This window comes from Peribacillus sp. V2I11 (assembly GCF_030817135.1).
GTDB classification, from domain to species: domain Bacteria; phylum Bacillota; class Bacilli; order Bacillales; family DSM-1321; genus Peribacillus; species Peribacillus simplex.
In genome coordinates this window covers 2112267-2127162 of sequence record NZ_JAUSYW010000001.1, presented here as the reverse complement: position 1 = coordinate 2127162, position 14896 = coordinate 2112267, and the positions used below count along the sequence as shown (strand labels likewise).

Genomic DNA, 14896 nt, shown 5'->3' with positions numbered 1-14896 from the left:
GTATCCAATAATTGATGAAAGAGGGTGTCTTAATGAAACAGGATAAGGAAATCGAGACCATCACCTTAACGCCTTATTTACCAGAACATATTCACGGGCTTTCCCAGTTTTATTTACCGGATACACAAACCCCTTTTTCTGCTCTGCCCGAAGAGTCACTGAAATATTGCCGGGAAGATTGCGACAGGCATCCTATCGTTATATTGGCTGAGGGTATCCCAGTTGGCTTTTTCGTTCTACACATTGGCAAGACCATCACCCCTTTTACCAACGATAAAAAAGCGATATTACTCCGTGGATTTCTTGTTGATCAAAAGCATCAAGGTAAAGGGATTGCGAAGAAAGCCTTGCAAATCCTTCCGGGATTCGCAAAAGGGATTTTTCCAAACAAGGATTCGATCATTCTGGCAGTGGACGTCATGAACGTGATTGCAAAAACGCTTTATACGAAATCGGGGTATCGGGATACAGGGATTCAGAAGGAAGGCAGAAGCGGGTTGATGGAGATAATGGAATATAGATTGGATACGATGAACAAGGATATGGAATAAGGAACGAAATAACAAATACTATATAATGGCATGTAGACTTTTCGAATGAGGGAAGGTCTTTTTTTGTCCAATTTGTTACAGGCTTCATTATGAAACCAATGATTTAGAAGGGCAGCTTTTAATAATGCCGCTGCCTTATGGTACACTTTACTTAATGTAAAATTCGTTAATCGAGGTGTAGTCCTAATGAAGACAGTCGTAGTCGTAGGTGGAGGCATTACCGGTTTATCAACCATGTATTATTTACAAAAAACAGTTAAAGCGAGGAGTCTCTCCGTACGATTAATATTAATAGAAGGAAATGAGGAACTGGGCGGTAAAATAAGGACTGTACACGATGGTCCTTTTAAAATTGAAGCGGGTGCCGATTCGATTGTCGCCAGGAAACAAAATATAAAACCATTTCTTAAGGAATTGAACCTAGAGGATCAAGTTGTCTATAATGCCACGGGAAAATCATTTATCCATACAGATGGGATGCTGAAGGGAATTCCCGAAGATGCCCTATTCGGAATACCAATGAGCCTGGAGTCGCTGGCGAAAAGTGATCTGGTTTCCGCCCAGGGGAAGGTTGACGCCTTAAAGGATTTCTATACAAAAAATGAGACGTTTACTAAGAATGACTCAATTGGTTTATTTCTTGAAAGCTTCTTAGGTAAGGAATTGGTGCAAAAGCAGATATCGCCTGTCCTATCGGGTGTTTACTCAGGAAAATTAAATGAATTGACCATTGCCAAAACACTGCCAGAAATGCTGGATTATAAAAATGAATATGGCAGTATAATACGCGGTCTATCGGAAAATAAGCAGAAATACCAAAGCAAGGGAAATAAGAAGTTCCTTTCGTTTAAAAATGGCCTATCAACATTGGTTGAACGAATTGAGGAAAGCCTCGATATGGTGGAGATTTTAAAAGGGGTCAGTGTAGATAAAATTGGAAGAAATGATGAGGGGTATTTCATTTCATTGGCAAACGGTGAAACGCTGGAAACGGACTTTATCGTATTGAGTACACCGCATACTGTTGCCCAGAAATTATTGGGTGATCGGGAGTTGGATGAGGACTTCGACGGCTTGATCAATAGTTCGATGATTAGCGTTTATCTTGGATTCGATATCCCGGACAGCATGCTTCCCAAAGACGGGACAGGTTTCATTGCAGGTGATAACAGTGATTTGATCTGCAATGCATGTACCTGGACAAGCCGGAAATGGGAGCATACTTCTGAAAACAGTCAGCTTTTGGTAAGGCTTTTTTATAAAAGCTCAAGACCGGACTATGAACGATTACGGTCCCTTACAAACCAGGAATTGATCCAGGTGGCTTTACGCGACATTAAAAACAGTCTAAGCATTTCCGGGGATCCAATTACGAGTGAAGTGACGAATTGGCATGAAAATATGCCGAACTACCATATTAAACATCCTCAAATCGTTCAATCACTGGAGGCGAAAATCTCCGAGAATTATCCGAATGTTTTACTTGCGGGCTGTTCATATAATGGTGTCGGAATCCCTGACTGTATTGCTGATGGGGAAAAGAAAGCGCAAGAGATATGTCTGAAGTTGTAAAAGGGGGACTGCCAGGTGGCAGTCCTTTTTTTAGCATGACTGGAAATTCTGTTTAAAGTTTCCAATATTTCCTGTATAATGATATTCGTAAAATTAAACTGAAAGTTTACTTATATAAAACTTTATCTACTGTGGGTTTACTATAAGTAAACCGATTGAGGGTAATGGGATGCAAATTGGGAAAAAAATAAAGAACCTTCGCTTGAAAAAAGGATTGACCCAGGAAGAATTGGGGGAAAGAACGGATTTAAGCAAAGGATATATTTCACAGTTGGAAAGGGATCTTAGTTCCCCTTCAATTGAAACTCTTTTCAATATTTTAGAAGTACTCGGCTGCAAGCCGAAGCAGTTCTTCGATGAAGAGGATCAGGTCCAAAAAGTGGTGTATGAAGAAGAAGCACAAACATTTTTCATCGATGAAGAACGCGGGTATCAAATTCAGTGGCTCGTGCCTGAATCGAATGAGAAGGAAATGGAACCTATTCTACTGACTCTCCAGGAAAAAGGGGAGTTCAAACAATTTGAACCATCCTTGTCTGAAACATTCGGTTATGTATTAAGCGGAAGAGTCATTGTAAAGCTTGGTACACATACGTATTTCGTCAAGGCAGGGGAATCGATTTATTTTCATGCTTCAGATGAACATCAAATCATCAATGATTTTGAAGGTCAGTCCGAGTTATTACTCGTGGTGACGGAATCATACTTATAGAATTCAAAACAAATGCAATCGTTGAAGATTGATGAGTAAGGTAATGGAGAGAGGGAAGAAGCTATGGCAAAAGGGAATATAATACGCTTCGATCAGGTTACGAAGCAATTTGATGATGAAACGGTAGTTCTCGATAATGTTAGTTTTGAAATCGAGAGAGGGAAGTTCTATACACTCTTGGGTCCTTCTGGATGTGGGAAGACCACCATCCTTCGCTTGATTGCCGGATTTACGGAAGCCTCCAAAGGTGATATTTACTTTGAAGGAAAAAAGATCAATGATGTGCCAGCCAATAAAAGGCAAGTGAATACGGTATTTCAAGATTATGCACTTTTTCCGCATTTAAATGTGTTTGAAAATGTAGCATTTGGTCTTCGGATCAAAAAAATGAAGAATACGGAAGTGGAAATCAAGGTGAAGGAAGCCCTAAGCTTTGTTAATTTGGAGGGTTATGAAAAACGGGAGATCAGGGAAATGTCCGGCGGTCAGCGGCAACGGGTAGCGATTGCCAGGGCGATTGTTAATGAACCTGAAGTCATCCTTCTGGATGAACCGCTATCTGCCCTCGATTTGAAATTACGTACAGAAATGCAATATGAATTGCGGGAGCTGCAGCAGAGGCTTGGAATCACGTTTATCTTCGTCACTCATGACCAAGAAGAAGCATTAGCGATGTCAGATGAGATTTTTGTCCTTAACAAAGGGAAAATTCAACAAAGTGGGACCCCTACGGATATTTATGATGAACCGCTGAATCGATTCGTTGCCGATTTCATCGGTGAGTCTAATATTGTAAAAGGAAAAATGATTGAAGATTACCTCGTGGAATTCGTAGGCAGACAGTTCGAATGTGTCGACCAAGGATTGAACAGTAATGAAGCTGTCGATATTGTCATCCGCCCGGAAGATTTAGAGATTACTTCCGTCGATCGCGGAAAACTGCAAGTTCGGGTGGACTCCCAGCTATTTCGCGGTGTTCATTATGAAATCAGCTGTTATGACCATGATGGAAATGAATGGCTTGTCCAATCAACGAAAAAAGTGGCAGTTGGAGATGAAATAGGTCTTTATTTCGATCCAGAATCGATTCATGTCATGCGATTGGGTGAAACTGAAGAAGAATTCGATAAGCGTCTGGAAGCGTATCATGATGGGGAAAGTCATGAAGAATAAAATATCCCGGAATATTTACTTCATACCCTATGTCTTATGGATTGCTTTATTCGTCATCGCACCCATTTTGTTAATCCTTTACTATTCCTTCTTTGACATTGAAGGCAAACCATCTTTGATTAACTATCAAAAGTTCTTTACGCCAGTATATTTAAAAATGACTTTAAGCTCATTTTGGTATGCTTTCCTGATTACGGGAATATCCCTTTTAGTCGCTTACCCGACCGCATATTTGTTAACGAAAACCAAGCATAAGCAGTTGTGGCTTTTGCTGATTATCGTGCCTTCCTGGATCAATTTACTTTTGAAGGCTTATGCCTTCATTGGTATTTTTGGCACGTATGGTGTGGCGAATGGTTTTCTAGAGGCTGTAGGAATCGGAAAGCAGCAGATTCTCTTTACGGATTTCAGCTTCATATTCGTTTCGGTTTATATTTTCATCCCGTTTATGATCTTACCGATATTCAATGCGCTTGATAAAATGAATCCAACCCTTTTGGATGCGGCCAATGACTTGGGAGCCTCCCGATGGATGACATTCCGCCGTGTCATTTTTCCATTGACGTTAGATGGTGTAAAGACGGGATGCCAGGTAGTCTTCATCCCGGCACTTTCATTGTTCATGCTTACAAGACTGATTGCCGGTAACCGCGTCATTACGCTTGGTACGGCTATCGAGCAGCACTTCCTTGTAACACAGGATTGGGGAATGGGTTCCACAATCGCGGTATTTTTGATTATTATAATGTTCCTGATTATGTTTGTAACGGGTAACCGAAAGCAGGGTGTGTAAATTGGGCAATAAATTATCACCAATATCAAAAGCGTTTCTCGTTTTGATTTTTCTCATACTCTATGCACCGATTTTCTTTTTAGTCTTTTATTCTTTTAACAGCGGTGGAACGATGTATGACTTTAAAGGGTTCACGATGGAGTGGTACAAGGAGCTGTTCCAAGATACAAGGCTGTTGATCATTGTATTGAATACACTTGTGATTGCTTTATTATCTGCACTGATCGCAACGATCATAGGGGTGATAGGGGCGATTGGAATTCGGTCCTTTACGAGCAGTAAAGCTAAGAATACGGTATTGTCATTGAATAATGTATTGATTGTCAGTCCCGATGTGATCATCGGTGCTTCCTTCCTGATTTTATTCACAATGGCCGGGATCAAGCTTGGATTCTACTCGGTACTTTTGTCGCATATCGCCTTCAGTATCCCGATCGTTGTGCTGCTGGTCCTTCCGAAACTTCAGGAAATGAGCCCTACTTTAATTGATGCGGCCCGAGATTTAGGGGCAAGCCGGTGGGATGTATTGACGAAGGTCATCCTTCCATACATCTTACCAGGTATCTTTGCTGGTTTTTTTATGGCATTGACTTATTCACTTGATGATTTTGCGGTTACGTTCTTTGTGACCGGTAATGGCTTCTCCACTCTTTCTGTGGAAATCTATTCCTTGGCCCGCCGTGGTATTTCATTGAATATCAATGCACTATCGACATTGCTGTTCGTCTTGACACTGCTGTTGGTTGTCGTATATTACTTTATAACTCAACGTGCAAGGCAAATGGGAATGGGGGGGAAACGATGAAAAGGCTTGTCCAAATGTTTTTGATCATTTCCTTCGTATCCGCTTTGCTGCTATATACGATTTCAAGATTGAATTCATCGCAGGGGTTTACGAGCGGCAATACGCTTACCATCTATAATTGGGGCGATTACATCGATACGAATCTAATCGAACGTTTTGAAGAAGAAACAGGCATAAAGGTCATTTATGAGACGTTCGATTCGAATGAGGCAATGATGACTAAAATCGAACAGGGCGGTACGACTTATGATATTGCCATTCCGTCTGAGTATATGATCGATAAGATGAGGCAAGAAGACTTGTTGGTTCCCTTGAATCATTCCAAGCTTCCGAATTTGAAAAATATCGATGAGCGATTCATTGATCTGCCATTCGATCCGGAGAATAAATATTCCGTGCCATATTTCTGGGGAACGGTTGGGATTGTTTACAATTCCAAGATGCTCGGTGGCAAAGAAATAACGGCCTGGGCGGATTTATGGGATAAAGATTTAAAAAATGAAATCCTTTTGACGGATGGGGCTAGAGAAGTGATGGGCATGGGTCTGAACTCTTTGAATTATTCATTGAATGATATAGATGAAGAACACCTTCAAGAGGCAAAATCCAAACTTGATGCCCTCACCCCGAATATCAAAGCGATAGTAGGAGATGAAAGCCGCATGCTATTGGAAGCCCAGGAAGCGGCGATTGGCCTTGTTTGGTCGGGGGTTGCTTCTGAAATCATGGCTGAAAATGAAGATCTCGAATACGTTGTTCCAAAAGAGGGGTCCAATTTATGGTTTGATAATATGGTCATCCCGAAAACAACCAAAAATGTCGATGCGGCTCACCGGTTCATCAACTTCATGCTTGACCCGAAAGTTGCGGCACAGAATGCTGAATATGTAAGTTACTCGACACCTAATAAAGAAGCACTGAAATATATGCCTGAAGAAGTGGTGAAGGATGAACGTTTCTATCCATCACCGGAACTGACAAAGAAACTGGAAGTATACGAAAACCTTGGGAAGAAAAACTTGGCCCATTACAACGAACTCTTCCTTGAATTCAAGATGCATCGTAAATGACACAGGAAAAAGCATGGTGTAGGAATTCCCTCCGTACACCATGCTTTTTTCTGTGTTTTTGGCACTCTGTTACCTATATATCAAAAGTCAATATAACGGTATAATTTTGTTTTTTGTAATGATCAACCAAAATCTCAATATAAATTGGTAGCAGATTGAAATACTCTAAAATATCTGTAGGGATATAAGTATGTTAGTATAATGATAGAGTTAGTACATATTGAAAGTTGAATTAAAATCTTAAGGATTAATTAATATTTCCAAGCTAACATAATAGAAAAATTAAGGGAGAGTATTCATGAAACTATTAAGAAGCACGAAAGCATATATTTGGGCAGGGAGCATTTTAATCATTGGCGGGATCATGGCATTTGCTATGATTTCGTCCACGGATAAGACAATGGCCAGTATCGATGGCGAGAAAATCAATAAGGATGAGCTGTATGACGCGCTTGTTGCGGGATACGGAGCAGATACTTTAGACCTGTTAATTACGAATAAATTGGTGGAATTGGAAGCGGAAAAAGCAGGAATTAAAATTAAGGATGAAGAAATACAGAAAGAAATCGATACCATGGTTGAGTCCTATGGTGATGAAAAGTCGTTAAAAGAGCAATTGGAAGCAAGCGGTTCTTCCATGGAAGCCTTAAAAAAGGACATCGTGGTATATCTGCAAACGAAAAAACTGGTAGAACCGAGAATAACCGTGACGGACGATGAAATCAGTACGTATTTTGAAGATAACAAAGATACATTTGCTCAAGCGGAACAAGTGGAAGCTAGTCATATTTTAGTCGAAGACGAAAAAACGGCTAAAAAAGTTGCGAAAGAAATCGCAGAAGGCGGTGATTTCGCTAAATTGGCAGCTGAATATTCCACTGATACTGAAACGGCGGATAACGGTGGAAGCCTAGGATATTTTGGGAAAGGTGATATGGTGGATGAGTTTGAAGATGTTGCCTTTGACCTTGATATAAATAAAGTCAGTGATCCAGTCAAAACCGATTATGGGTACCATATCATAAAAGTAACCGGTAAGAAGGAAGCAAAAAAAGCTAAATTAGAAGACAATAAAGATGTAATTAAAGAAACGCTTCTTTCTGAAAGATTACAAGAGGAATATCCCGTTTGGTTAGCTGAAGTGAAAAAAGAGCATGAGATAACGAATAAATTAGAGAGTGCTAACTAAGGTTATCAAGTGAATTGATATAAGGTACAAAAAAAGCTGAGGCGTAATGCCTCAGCTTTCAGACTGTAGACAAACTCGATGAAAATCGAGTTTGTCTATTTTTATGGCTTGTACAATTTGGACGTTGATTTCCACTCCAGGCACTCGCTTTCCGCGGGCGGTCGGGGAGCCTCCTCGGCTTTCGCCTGCGGGGTCTCCCCTAGACGCGCTTTTCCCGCAGGAGTCTCGTACCTTCCGTTCCAATCAACTTTGTCTTACCTTTTAGATAGAACACTTTTGCCTGGAGTCATTTTTGTTTTAAAATAGAAGTATTAAAACTTGAGGTGATTAGGATGCTTTCTAAACATGATTCTATTCAGCGAGATCAACTTGAAATGATTACTTTAGATCAACTGGTGCCACCGAACCATTTGGTTCGTAAAATGGAGGCTGCCATTGACATCACTTTCATTTATGACTTGGTGAAAGATATGTATTCAGAGGTAGGACGCCCAAGTATTGATCCAGTTATTTTAGTTAAACTGACTTTCATTCAATATACCTTCGGTATTCGTTCCATGCGTAAAACGATTGAAGAAGTTGAAACCAATATGGCTTACCGTTGGTTCTTAGGCTATGGTTTCCATGATAAAGTACCTCATTTCTCTACGTTCGGGAAAAATTATGAGCGACGCTTTAAAGATACAGACCTGTTTGAACAGATTTTCTATCGCATTTTAATGACAGCTGCTAATAAAAAGTTAATAAGTGCTGAACACGTTTTCGTGGATTCCACACATGTGAAAGCCAGTGCGAATAAACGGAAATTTGAAAAGAAAATCGTTCGTAAAGAAACACGAGCGTATCAAGGACGTCTTCAAGAAGAAATCAATCAAGATCGTGAAAACCATGGAAAAAAGCCTTTTCCCCAGATAAATTTGATAAAGAAGAGACCAAAGAGATTAAAGAAAGTACAACGGATTCTGAGAGTGGCTACTATGTGAAAGATGAACGAACAAAACAGTTTGCCTATTCATTCCACGCGGCCGCAGACCGCAACGGTTTTGTATTGGGAACGATTGTAACACCTGGAAATACACATGACAGTCAGATCTTAGAGCCACTAGTTGAACAAGTGATTGAGAAAGTTGGAAAACCGGAAGCCGTTGCCGCAGATGCAGCTTATAAAACACCAGCGATTACAAGCTACCTATTTAACAAAGAAATCATACCGGCGGCTTTACCTTATACACGTCCTCGCACCAAAGAAGGATTTTTCCGCAAACAGGACTATGTATACGATGAACATTTTGATTGTTACCTTTGCCCTTCGGGCGAAACTTTAAAGTACTCAACAACAAATAAAGAGGGCTATCGCGAGTACAAATCGCCAAAACAAATTTGTACAACATGCTCATTTTTATCTCGGTGTACAGAAAGCAAAGACTGTCAAAAAGTGGTGACACGGCATATCTGGCAAGCATATGTGGAAGAAGCAGATCATCTGCGTCACCATCAAGATGTAAAACCTATATATGCGAAACGCAAAGAAACGATTGAGCGTGTATTCGCAGATGCAAAAGAAAAGCATGGTATGCGTTGGACTACTTTAAGGGGACTTAAAAAATTGTCGATGCAGGCGATGCTTACTTTCGCTGCCATTAATTTAAAGAAGATGGCCAATTGGACATGGCGAGGTCCAAAAATGGCCTAACATAGTGGGCTCGTAGAGCCCCAATCTCTTAACTTTAGGCGAAAATTCAAAGGGAATTTCAAAAGGGGTTCAGAATTTTTTAATTCCGAACCCCTTTTGTCTACAAACTGAAAGCTGAGGCGTAATGCCTCAGCTTTTTTATATATCAGAAGTTGGATGAAATGGATTTTTGATTGGATAATCCTGATTTTTTAACGATTTCATCACTCTCTTTTTCCCCTTTATCATTATCGGATTTCAATGATTGTGATGGTGTTTCTTTCAGTTGTTTACCGGCAACAACCACTTTTGAACTGATGTCTTTCAATTCACTTGTTGCATCTTTAGCTGTACCAAGGGCATCAGTGGAGATATCCTTTACTTCGGATACTTTACCCACCACGTCTTCATTGACGGTTTCATATAGTGTTTCAACGTCATTGATTGCCTCTTTAATCGTCTCCGTTGCCCCTTTGACTCCTGACACCATCTGTTCCTTCATTTCGCCGGGATTTTCCTTGGCCTGTTCAATCATATTCATGGAGTTGTCTTTTAAAAGGACGGCTGAACGCTTTACTTTATTTCTTGTGTTGGAGTCAAGTAAGGTCAACGCACCACCAACAAGCCCCCCGATTAAAATCCCTTTTAAAAGTTTGCTATTCGTTTGAGTTTCGATAGTTGATTGAGTCATTTATATTGCCTCCTTTAGAATAGTAGATTGTTTGCTTACTTTGGGTTTTCCCTTATTTACCATAAGTTAAACTGGAAATAATAAACTGTCATGGGATTGACATAATAAATAAAACAATAGTAGTATACATATAGTTAAATGACTGAACTACTTTTCGGGAGGTACAACGATGACTAATGAAAAAGTTTCTGGATTGATTGATCGATATATGAGGGTTTCCTTCTATGTCAATAAGATGGGGGAGCTTTTAATAAAAGATCAGATTTGTGATGTGCTGACGAACGAACAATACTATACTTTACGGTTCATTCAACAACAGCGGTTGTGTACATCGACGGAAATCAGTGAAGCCTTTTATATTAATAAGAGTGCAGTCACGTCCAACATCAACAGGCTGGAAGGCAAAGGATTGATAGAACGGGAACAGGACCTGGTTGACCGAAGGGTGTTTCACTTGAAGCTTTCCAAAGAGGGGGAAGCATTGTTACAGGAAACGGAAAATAAGATTCATAAATTGGTAGAGAGCATCATGACGAAATTCGATTATGAAGAGATTGTTAAATTCCTTGATACATATGAGAAGCTTTCACAGATCTTCATTCAAATGAAGAATGAGGAATGGGAGAAAATATAAATGAGGGCGATCATAAAGGGAAGATGGCTGGTCATTATCGCTTGGGTTGCAATTACGGCAGGTTTATTGTTTGCGGCACCGAACATGGTGGACCTTGTCCGGAATAAGGGACAGCTGGATGTACCGGCAGAGTATTCCTCTGGGATGGCCAATAAGCTAATGAAAGAGATCCAGGATGAGGGTGAGTCACAAGTGGCTCTCGTATTTCATGGTGATAAGAAGTTGTCTTCCTCGGAATTGATAGAGATTGAGATAGCGATCCAAAAGCTTGAAAGCATGCTTAAATCGTGGCAAGAGGCTGCATCAAGCCTTTAGTTTCCATAAAGTTACAAAACAAGGAAGGCTTCTGTTATTGATCGTGTCATTGGTAAACGTTTAGATGGGTTTTGTGAAGATGAGAGGATTAATAAGTCTGATGTTGCATTTAGCATTAGTCGACTTTCTAGAAAAGTATGGAAAGTGATCAAAGAAACAAAAAAGGCTGGGCATCTAAATAAACTGTACCCTATGTAAAGGACATTTTTAAAAAAGGTCATGCCACTTGGAGAAGGTGATTTCTGTATTGAACAGGAGTCATCTTCTTTAAGTTCCATTGATATCTGAAATTGTTATAGTACGTCATATAACTTCTTATTTCCTTTTTTAGTTCTTCTATAGTATTACAAGGTTTAATATAGGCTTCATCTTTGAAATGACCAAAGAAGGACTCTAGTGGAGCGTTATCCCAACAGTTCCCTCTTCTTGACATGGATTGCCCAAGTCCTAGTTTTTTTACGTGTTTCTGAAAAGTGGGACTAGTATAGTGTACTCCTTGATCAGAGTGAATAAAGGCCCCTTCGGCAAACTTTACTCGTTTATTCGTTAACTTTACTAATGTATCTGTAGCTAAATCTAATGTCATTCGGCTAGACACATTATAGGCAAGTATTTCATTCGTTGAACTATCTTTAATCGTGGATAAATAAGCCTTTTGTCTATTGTCATAATATAAATATGTAATATCAGTAAGTAATACTTTTCCTGGAATTGCTTGTTTAAACTCTCGGTTTAATAAGTTCGGCAGAATGGTGTGTTCTTGAGTGGCTTTCAACATCTTCTGATAAGGGTTGGTTCTTCTAATAGGACAAACAATCTTGTATTTCCTCATAATCCTTCGGATTCGCTTCAAGTTATATGTAACTCGAAACTGTCCTTCTAACGTCATCTTAATCTGGCGTGCACCTTTTTTGCGGCGTTTAAAATGAAAAGCATTTAAAATATTTTCTTTAAGTATCAAGTCTTTTTCTTCTCTTCGCTCTCTTCTTTCCTGAGCTTGTGAAGAAAAGTAGTTATAAAAACCAGAGCGAGAAACTCCCGCAATTTCGCATAAGAAACTCACCATATTTTTAAGTAGATACTTTTCTATTACTGAACGTATTAAAAGAAACCTCTGTTCAGCAGAGACTTTTACTCGTTTTTCTTCATCCCCCTTTCCATCATGTCTAACTTTTTTAGTAACTCATTCTCAGCTCTCAACAATTGATTTTGTGCTTCTAATCTAGCATTCTTTTCTTCTAGAGAAAGCTCCTTCTGAGTTGGTCTCCCCGAATTATCACTACGCGTATCCCTAAGTCCCAATACTCCTGATTTTTTATAAGCAGTACGCCATCTGGAGGCTGCCCTTTGTACTCTGACAATACCTATGACTTCAATATTAAAACCATTCTCCTCGAAAATCTGCCTTGGCAACTTACCATTTTCATTTTCAGCTATAAAAATCCTCTTAAATTCGTCTGTATATGTAACACCCTTTGAACTAATAGATTTAACATATGGATTATTAGATAGTATTTCTATTTCTTTCTCAGTAAAGAGTTTTTTTGGCATTTAATTGTTCTCCGATTCTCCCATTTTTTTCATTATACATAAAAGTACCCTACAGAGCAGACCTTTTTTTAGTGTCTACTCTATAGGGTACAGTTTAAAAAGATCCCCAACCTTTTTTGTCGTTAATTGCGATTATATTAACTAAAAGTAAATACCGATCGTGTAATATTCTCGGTTATGCCGGCATCGGCTGGGCAGTTCCTTTCTTTGCTTTCGTCATCTTGATTGCTCTTGGCATAACTATAGCATTTTCTTGATAGATCGCTTTAACGAGTGGAAAGATAAACCGGTCAAGGAAGGGATGTTACTGTCCATGAGAAAAATGGGAACGGTAATCATCTCGGCGGAACCTTTGCTGCCATGATGCCAGCAGGAGTTTTATCGCTTTTGAAAATAGCCACTTTAATATTGGTGGGGCTTGCTTTATATGCGGTTGTCATATTGCCATTGTTTATTCCGGTGATGGTTGCGACGTTCGGAAACGCGAATTGATGGCCGTTTTTGAAAAATAAGGAATAAAAGGGAGTACCCTTAAACTAAAGAAGGCATCCGCATGGATGCCTTCTTTGGTATTTCATCGTGACTGCTTTAAGAAGAACATAAAATCTTATGTATTCCTAGTATTCCTTTTTGGCTAAACCGATTCATAATTGGGGGATTCTTGTTTTATATTTCGTGATGATCTTTTGATTGTGTTCATCTGCCCCTTCGATATTACTGCTTAGGAATACGGGAGGGGTCTCCCCTGATTCAATGATCGTTTGGATTACTTGCGTGAAAATCATATTGAGGAGTACGGCCCCGACCACGGTCGATCCAGAACCAAAAGAAATATTATTGGATTTCAGTAATGTGTCACCTTTACCAATATGATTGTCTATGACCAAATCAACGACATCATGGAGATAATGCTTCTGTTTATGCCGTGAATGACAACTTTTTGCATACTCCGGTGATGTCAGTCCAATGACGAAGGCACCTTTTTCTTTTGCGATAGCGGCGACATCTATGGGAACGGGATTTACGCCGGATGATGAAATGACGATACAGACATCACCAGGACGGATATCCTCATCATGCATGAATTTCTCTGATAGGTCATTTTGCCGTTCAAGTTGGGATGATCTTGAAGCTCCCTTAAAAAGCATCAAATCTTCAACGAAAATAGGACGAATTGCGGCTAACCCACCTGCCCGGTAGAATACTTCTTCCGTTAAAATATGAGAGTGTCCGCTTCCAAATAGATGGATGATTCCATCTGACATCACTGCTTTTGAGATATGTTCCACAGATTCCTTAATTGATTGCTTTTCCTGTTCTCCCACAATTGTGAGTAAAGCCTGCACTTCTTCAAAGTATGAGTTCATATATGTGACACCCTCCGATTACCTTTGGCAATTAAAAGACTAAAGTGATAGAAAATATTCAATTTTATCTGCTTATAGTGATAGTGAACTTATACCTGTCCGCACGATAAGCCGATTTAACATATTCAAGGGGAGTTCCATCTATTAGGAACGTATGCCTTTGAATGAATAATATGGGGGAGTGCTTTGGAATCGCTAAATGGGTGACTTCTAATTCAGAAGCAATCGATGATTCCAACGTTTGTGTAGCATAGTCTATTTTAAGTTTAATGTAATTCTCCACATATTGGTAAAGGGAAAGGTTAATGATTTCTTCCGTTAATCCTTTAATTAAATTGGCAGACATGTACACGGTCTCGAGCGCCATTGGAACATCATCAGCCAACCGAATGCGTTTTATTTCATAAACGGGAGCATAAAGGGAAATGTTCAATTCACTGGCAATTTTCTTATCAGCCGGAATGATTTCAAAGCTCAGCAGCTTACTGCTTGGATTTAGTCCCCTGGCTTTCATGTCCTCGGTAAAACTGGTCAATCCATTAAGCTGCTGCTCCAACTTCTTATCGGCAACAAAGGTTCCCCTACCTTTTTGACGGTATAGGTATCCGTCATTCACCAGATTATTTATGGCTTGCCGGACGGTCATCCGGCTAATCCCGAATTGTTCGGCATATTCACGTTCAGATGGAAGGGCATCGTGCGCTTGGAACTCACCGTTTTCTATTTGTCTTTTTATTTGTTCTTCGATTTGAAAATAAATCGGAAGAGGTGAGTTTTTATCAATCATCGACTTTCGCTCCT

14 protein-coding genes and 2 pseudogenes are annotated in these 14896 nt (G+C 39.7%); 12 read left to right on the top strand and 4 right to left on the bottom strand.

The genetic code is table 11. From position 1 onward, the window contains the following. Window positions 1-32: 32 nt before the first annotated feature. From QFZ73_RS10115 to QFZ73_RS10075, 9 genes and pseudogenes are all read left to right on the top strand, one after another. The gene (locus tag QFZ73_RS10115; RefSeq protein ID WP_251435922.1) at window positions 33-551 is read left to right on the top strand and encodes a GNAT family N-acetyltransferase; all 519 of its coding nucleotides are present in this window, start codon (window positions 33-35) and stop codon (window positions 549-551) included. 186 nt (window positions 552-737) lie between these two features. Next, window positions 738-2123, top strand: a complete 1386-nt coding sequence (locus QFZ73_RS10110) for a protoporphyrinogen oxidase (protein ID WP_251435925.1) — start codon at window positions 738-740, stop codon at window positions 2121-2123. 169 nt (window positions 2124-2292) lie between these two features. Next, entirely contained in the window at window positions 2293-2835 is a 543-nt protein-coding gene (locus QFZ73_RS10105; RefSeq protein ID WP_251435928.1) for a helix-turn-helix domain-containing protein, read from the top strand. Window positions 2836-2898: 63 nt separating this feature from the next. Then, window positions 2899-4008 carry an ABC transporter ATP-binding protein gene (locus QFZ73_RS10100; RefSeq protein ID WP_307265820.1) on the top strand — a complete coding sequence of 370 codons (1110 nt, stop codon included), beginning with the start codon at window positions 2899-2901 and terminating at the stop codon, window positions 4006-4008. Continuing rightward, a complete protein-coding gene (locus tag QFZ73_RS10095) occupies window positions 3998-4801 on the top strand; it encodes an ABC transporter permease (RefSeq protein WP_307265818.1) in 804 nt (267 codons plus the stop codon). The genes QFZ73_RS10100 and QFZ73_RS10095 overlap by 11 nt, the downstream gene beginning before the upstream one ends. A gap of 1 nt (window position 4802) precedes the next feature. Beyond that, a complete protein-coding gene (locus QFZ73_RS10090; RefSeq protein ID WP_307265815.1) occupies window positions 4803-5606 on the top strand; it encodes an ABC transporter permease in 804 nt (267 codons plus the stop codon). Further along, a complete protein-coding gene (locus QFZ73_RS10085) occupies window positions 5603-6676 on the top strand; it encodes an ABC transporter substrate-binding protein (protein WP_307265814.1) in 1074 nt (357 codons plus the stop codon). The genes QFZ73_RS10090 and QFZ73_RS10085 overlap by 4 nt, the downstream gene beginning before the upstream one ends. Before the next feature lie 298 nt (window positions 6677-6974). Beyond that, window positions 6975-7865, top strand: a complete 891-nt coding sequence (locus QFZ73_RS10080) for a peptidylprolyl isomerase (protein ID WP_307265812.1) — start codon at window positions 6975-6977, stop codon at window positions 7863-7865. Between the two features lie 332 nt (window positions 7866-8197). Then, a pseudogene (locus tag QFZ73_RS10075) lies at window positions 8198-9558 on the top strand (IS1182 family transposase). Window positions 9559-9703: 145 nt separating this feature from the next. Here QFZ73_RS10075 and QFZ73_RS10070 read toward each other — a convergent pair. Then, the gene (locus QFZ73_RS10070) at window positions 9704-10228 is read right to left on the bottom strand and encodes a YtxH domain-containing protein (RefSeq protein WP_251435946.1); all 525 of its coding nucleotides are present in this window, start codon (window positions 10226-10228) and stop codon (window positions 9704-9706) included. A 169-nt stretch (window positions 10229-10397) separates the two neighbouring features. Between QFZ73_RS10070 and QFZ73_RS10065 the strand changes: the two genes are divergently transcribed. After that, window positions 10398-10862: a MarR family winged helix-turn-helix transcriptional regulator gene (locus QFZ73_RS10065; RefSeq protein ID WP_307265808.1), complete on the top strand. Its 465-nt coding sequence runs from the start codon at window positions 10398-10400 to the stop codon at window positions 10860-10862. Continuing rightward, window positions 10863-11177 (top strand): hypothetical protein, encoded by a 315-nt coding sequence (locus QFZ73_RS10060; protein ID WP_307265804.1) that lies wholly within the window; start codon window positions 10863-10865, stop codon window positions 11175-11177. A gap of 217 nt (window positions 11178-11394) precedes the next feature. Here the strand turns inward: QFZ73_RS10060 and QFZ73_RS10055 are convergent. Beyond that, window positions 11395-12728, bottom strand: a protein-coding gene (locus tag QFZ73_RS10055; RefSeq protein WP_373458926.1) for an IS3 family transposase whose coding sequence is annotated in 2 segments (ribosomal slippage) — window positions 11395-12344 and window positions 12344-12728 — 1335 coding nt in all. Because the reading frame shifts where the segments join, the coding sequence is not laid out codon by codon here. Between the two features lie 170 nt (window positions 12729-12898). Between QFZ73_RS10055 and QFZ73_RS10050 the strand changes: the two are divergent. Continuing rightward, window positions 12899-13220: pseudogene (locus tag QFZ73_RS10050) on the top strand (MMPL family transporter); the annotation flags it as partial. A 152-nt stretch (window positions 13221-13372) separates the two neighbouring features. On the opposite strand, the gene QFZ73_RS10045 reads toward QFZ73_RS10050, so the two are convergent. Together QFZ73_RS10045 and QFZ73_RS10040 are read right to left on the bottom strand one after the other, a co-directional pair. Continuing rightward, window positions 13373-14095, bottom strand: a complete 723-nt coding sequence (locus QFZ73_RS10045) for an SIS domain-containing protein (protein ID WP_307265802.1) — start codon at window positions 14093-14095, stop codon at window positions 13373-13375. Window positions 14096-14159: 64 nt separating this feature from the next. After that, window positions 14160-14882: a GntR family transcriptional regulator gene (locus QFZ73_RS10040; protein ID WP_307265800.1), complete on the bottom strand. Its 723-nt coding sequence runs from the start codon at window positions 14880-14882 to the stop codon at window positions 14160-14162. Between the last annotated feature and the right edge of the window lie 14 nt (window positions 14883-14896).

Excerpts from the sequence above, each read along its gene's own strand:
- QFZ73_RS10115 (WP_251435922.1), top strand. The coding sequence starts at position 33 with ATGAAACAGGATAAGGAAATCGAGACCATCACCTTAACGCCTTATTTA.
- QFZ73_RS10110 (WP_251435925.1), top strand. The coding sequence starts at position 738 with ATGAAGACAGTCGTAGTCGTAGGTGGAGGCATTACCGGTTTATCAACC.
- QFZ73_RS10105 (WP_251435928.1), top strand. The coding sequence starts at position 2,293 with ATGCAAATTGGGAAAAAAATAAAGAACCTTCGCTTGAAAAAAGGATTG.
- QFZ73_RS10100 (WP_307265820.1), top strand. The coding sequence starts at position 2,899 with ATGGCAAAAGGGAATATAATACGCTTCGATCAGGTTACGAAGCAATTT.
- QFZ73_RS10095 (WP_307265818.1), top strand. The coding sequence starts at position 3,998 with ATGAAGAATAAAATATCCCGGAATATTTACTTCATACCCTATGTCTTA.
- QFZ73_RS10085 (WP_307265814.1), top strand. The coding sequence starts at position 5,603 with ATGAAAAGGCTTGTCCAAATGTTTTTGATCATTTCCTTCGTATCCGCT.
- QFZ73_RS10080 (WP_307265812.1), top strand. The coding sequence starts at position 6,975 with ATGAAACTATTAAGAAGCACGAAAGCATATATTTGGGCAGGGAGCATT.
- QFZ73_RS10070 (WP_251435946.1), bottom strand. The coding sequence starts at position 10,228 with ATGACTCAATCAACTATCGAAACTCAAACGAATAGCAAACTTTTAAAA.
- QFZ73_RS10065 (WP_307265808.1), top strand. The coding sequence starts at position 10,398 with ATGACTAATGAAAAAGTTTCTGGATTGATTGATCGATATATGAGGGTT.
- QFZ73_RS10060 (WP_307265804.1), top strand. The coding sequence starts at position 10,863 with ATGAGGGCGATCATAAAGGGAAGATGGCTGGTCATTATCGCTTGGGTT.
- QFZ73_RS10045 (WP_307265802.1), bottom strand. The coding sequence starts at position 14,095 with ATGAACTCATACTTTGAAGAAGTGCAGGCTTTACTCACAATTGTGGGA.
- QFZ73_RS10040 (WP_307265800.1), bottom strand. The coding sequence starts at position 14,882 with ATGATTGATAAAAACTCACCTCTTCCGATTTATTTTCAAATCGAAGAA.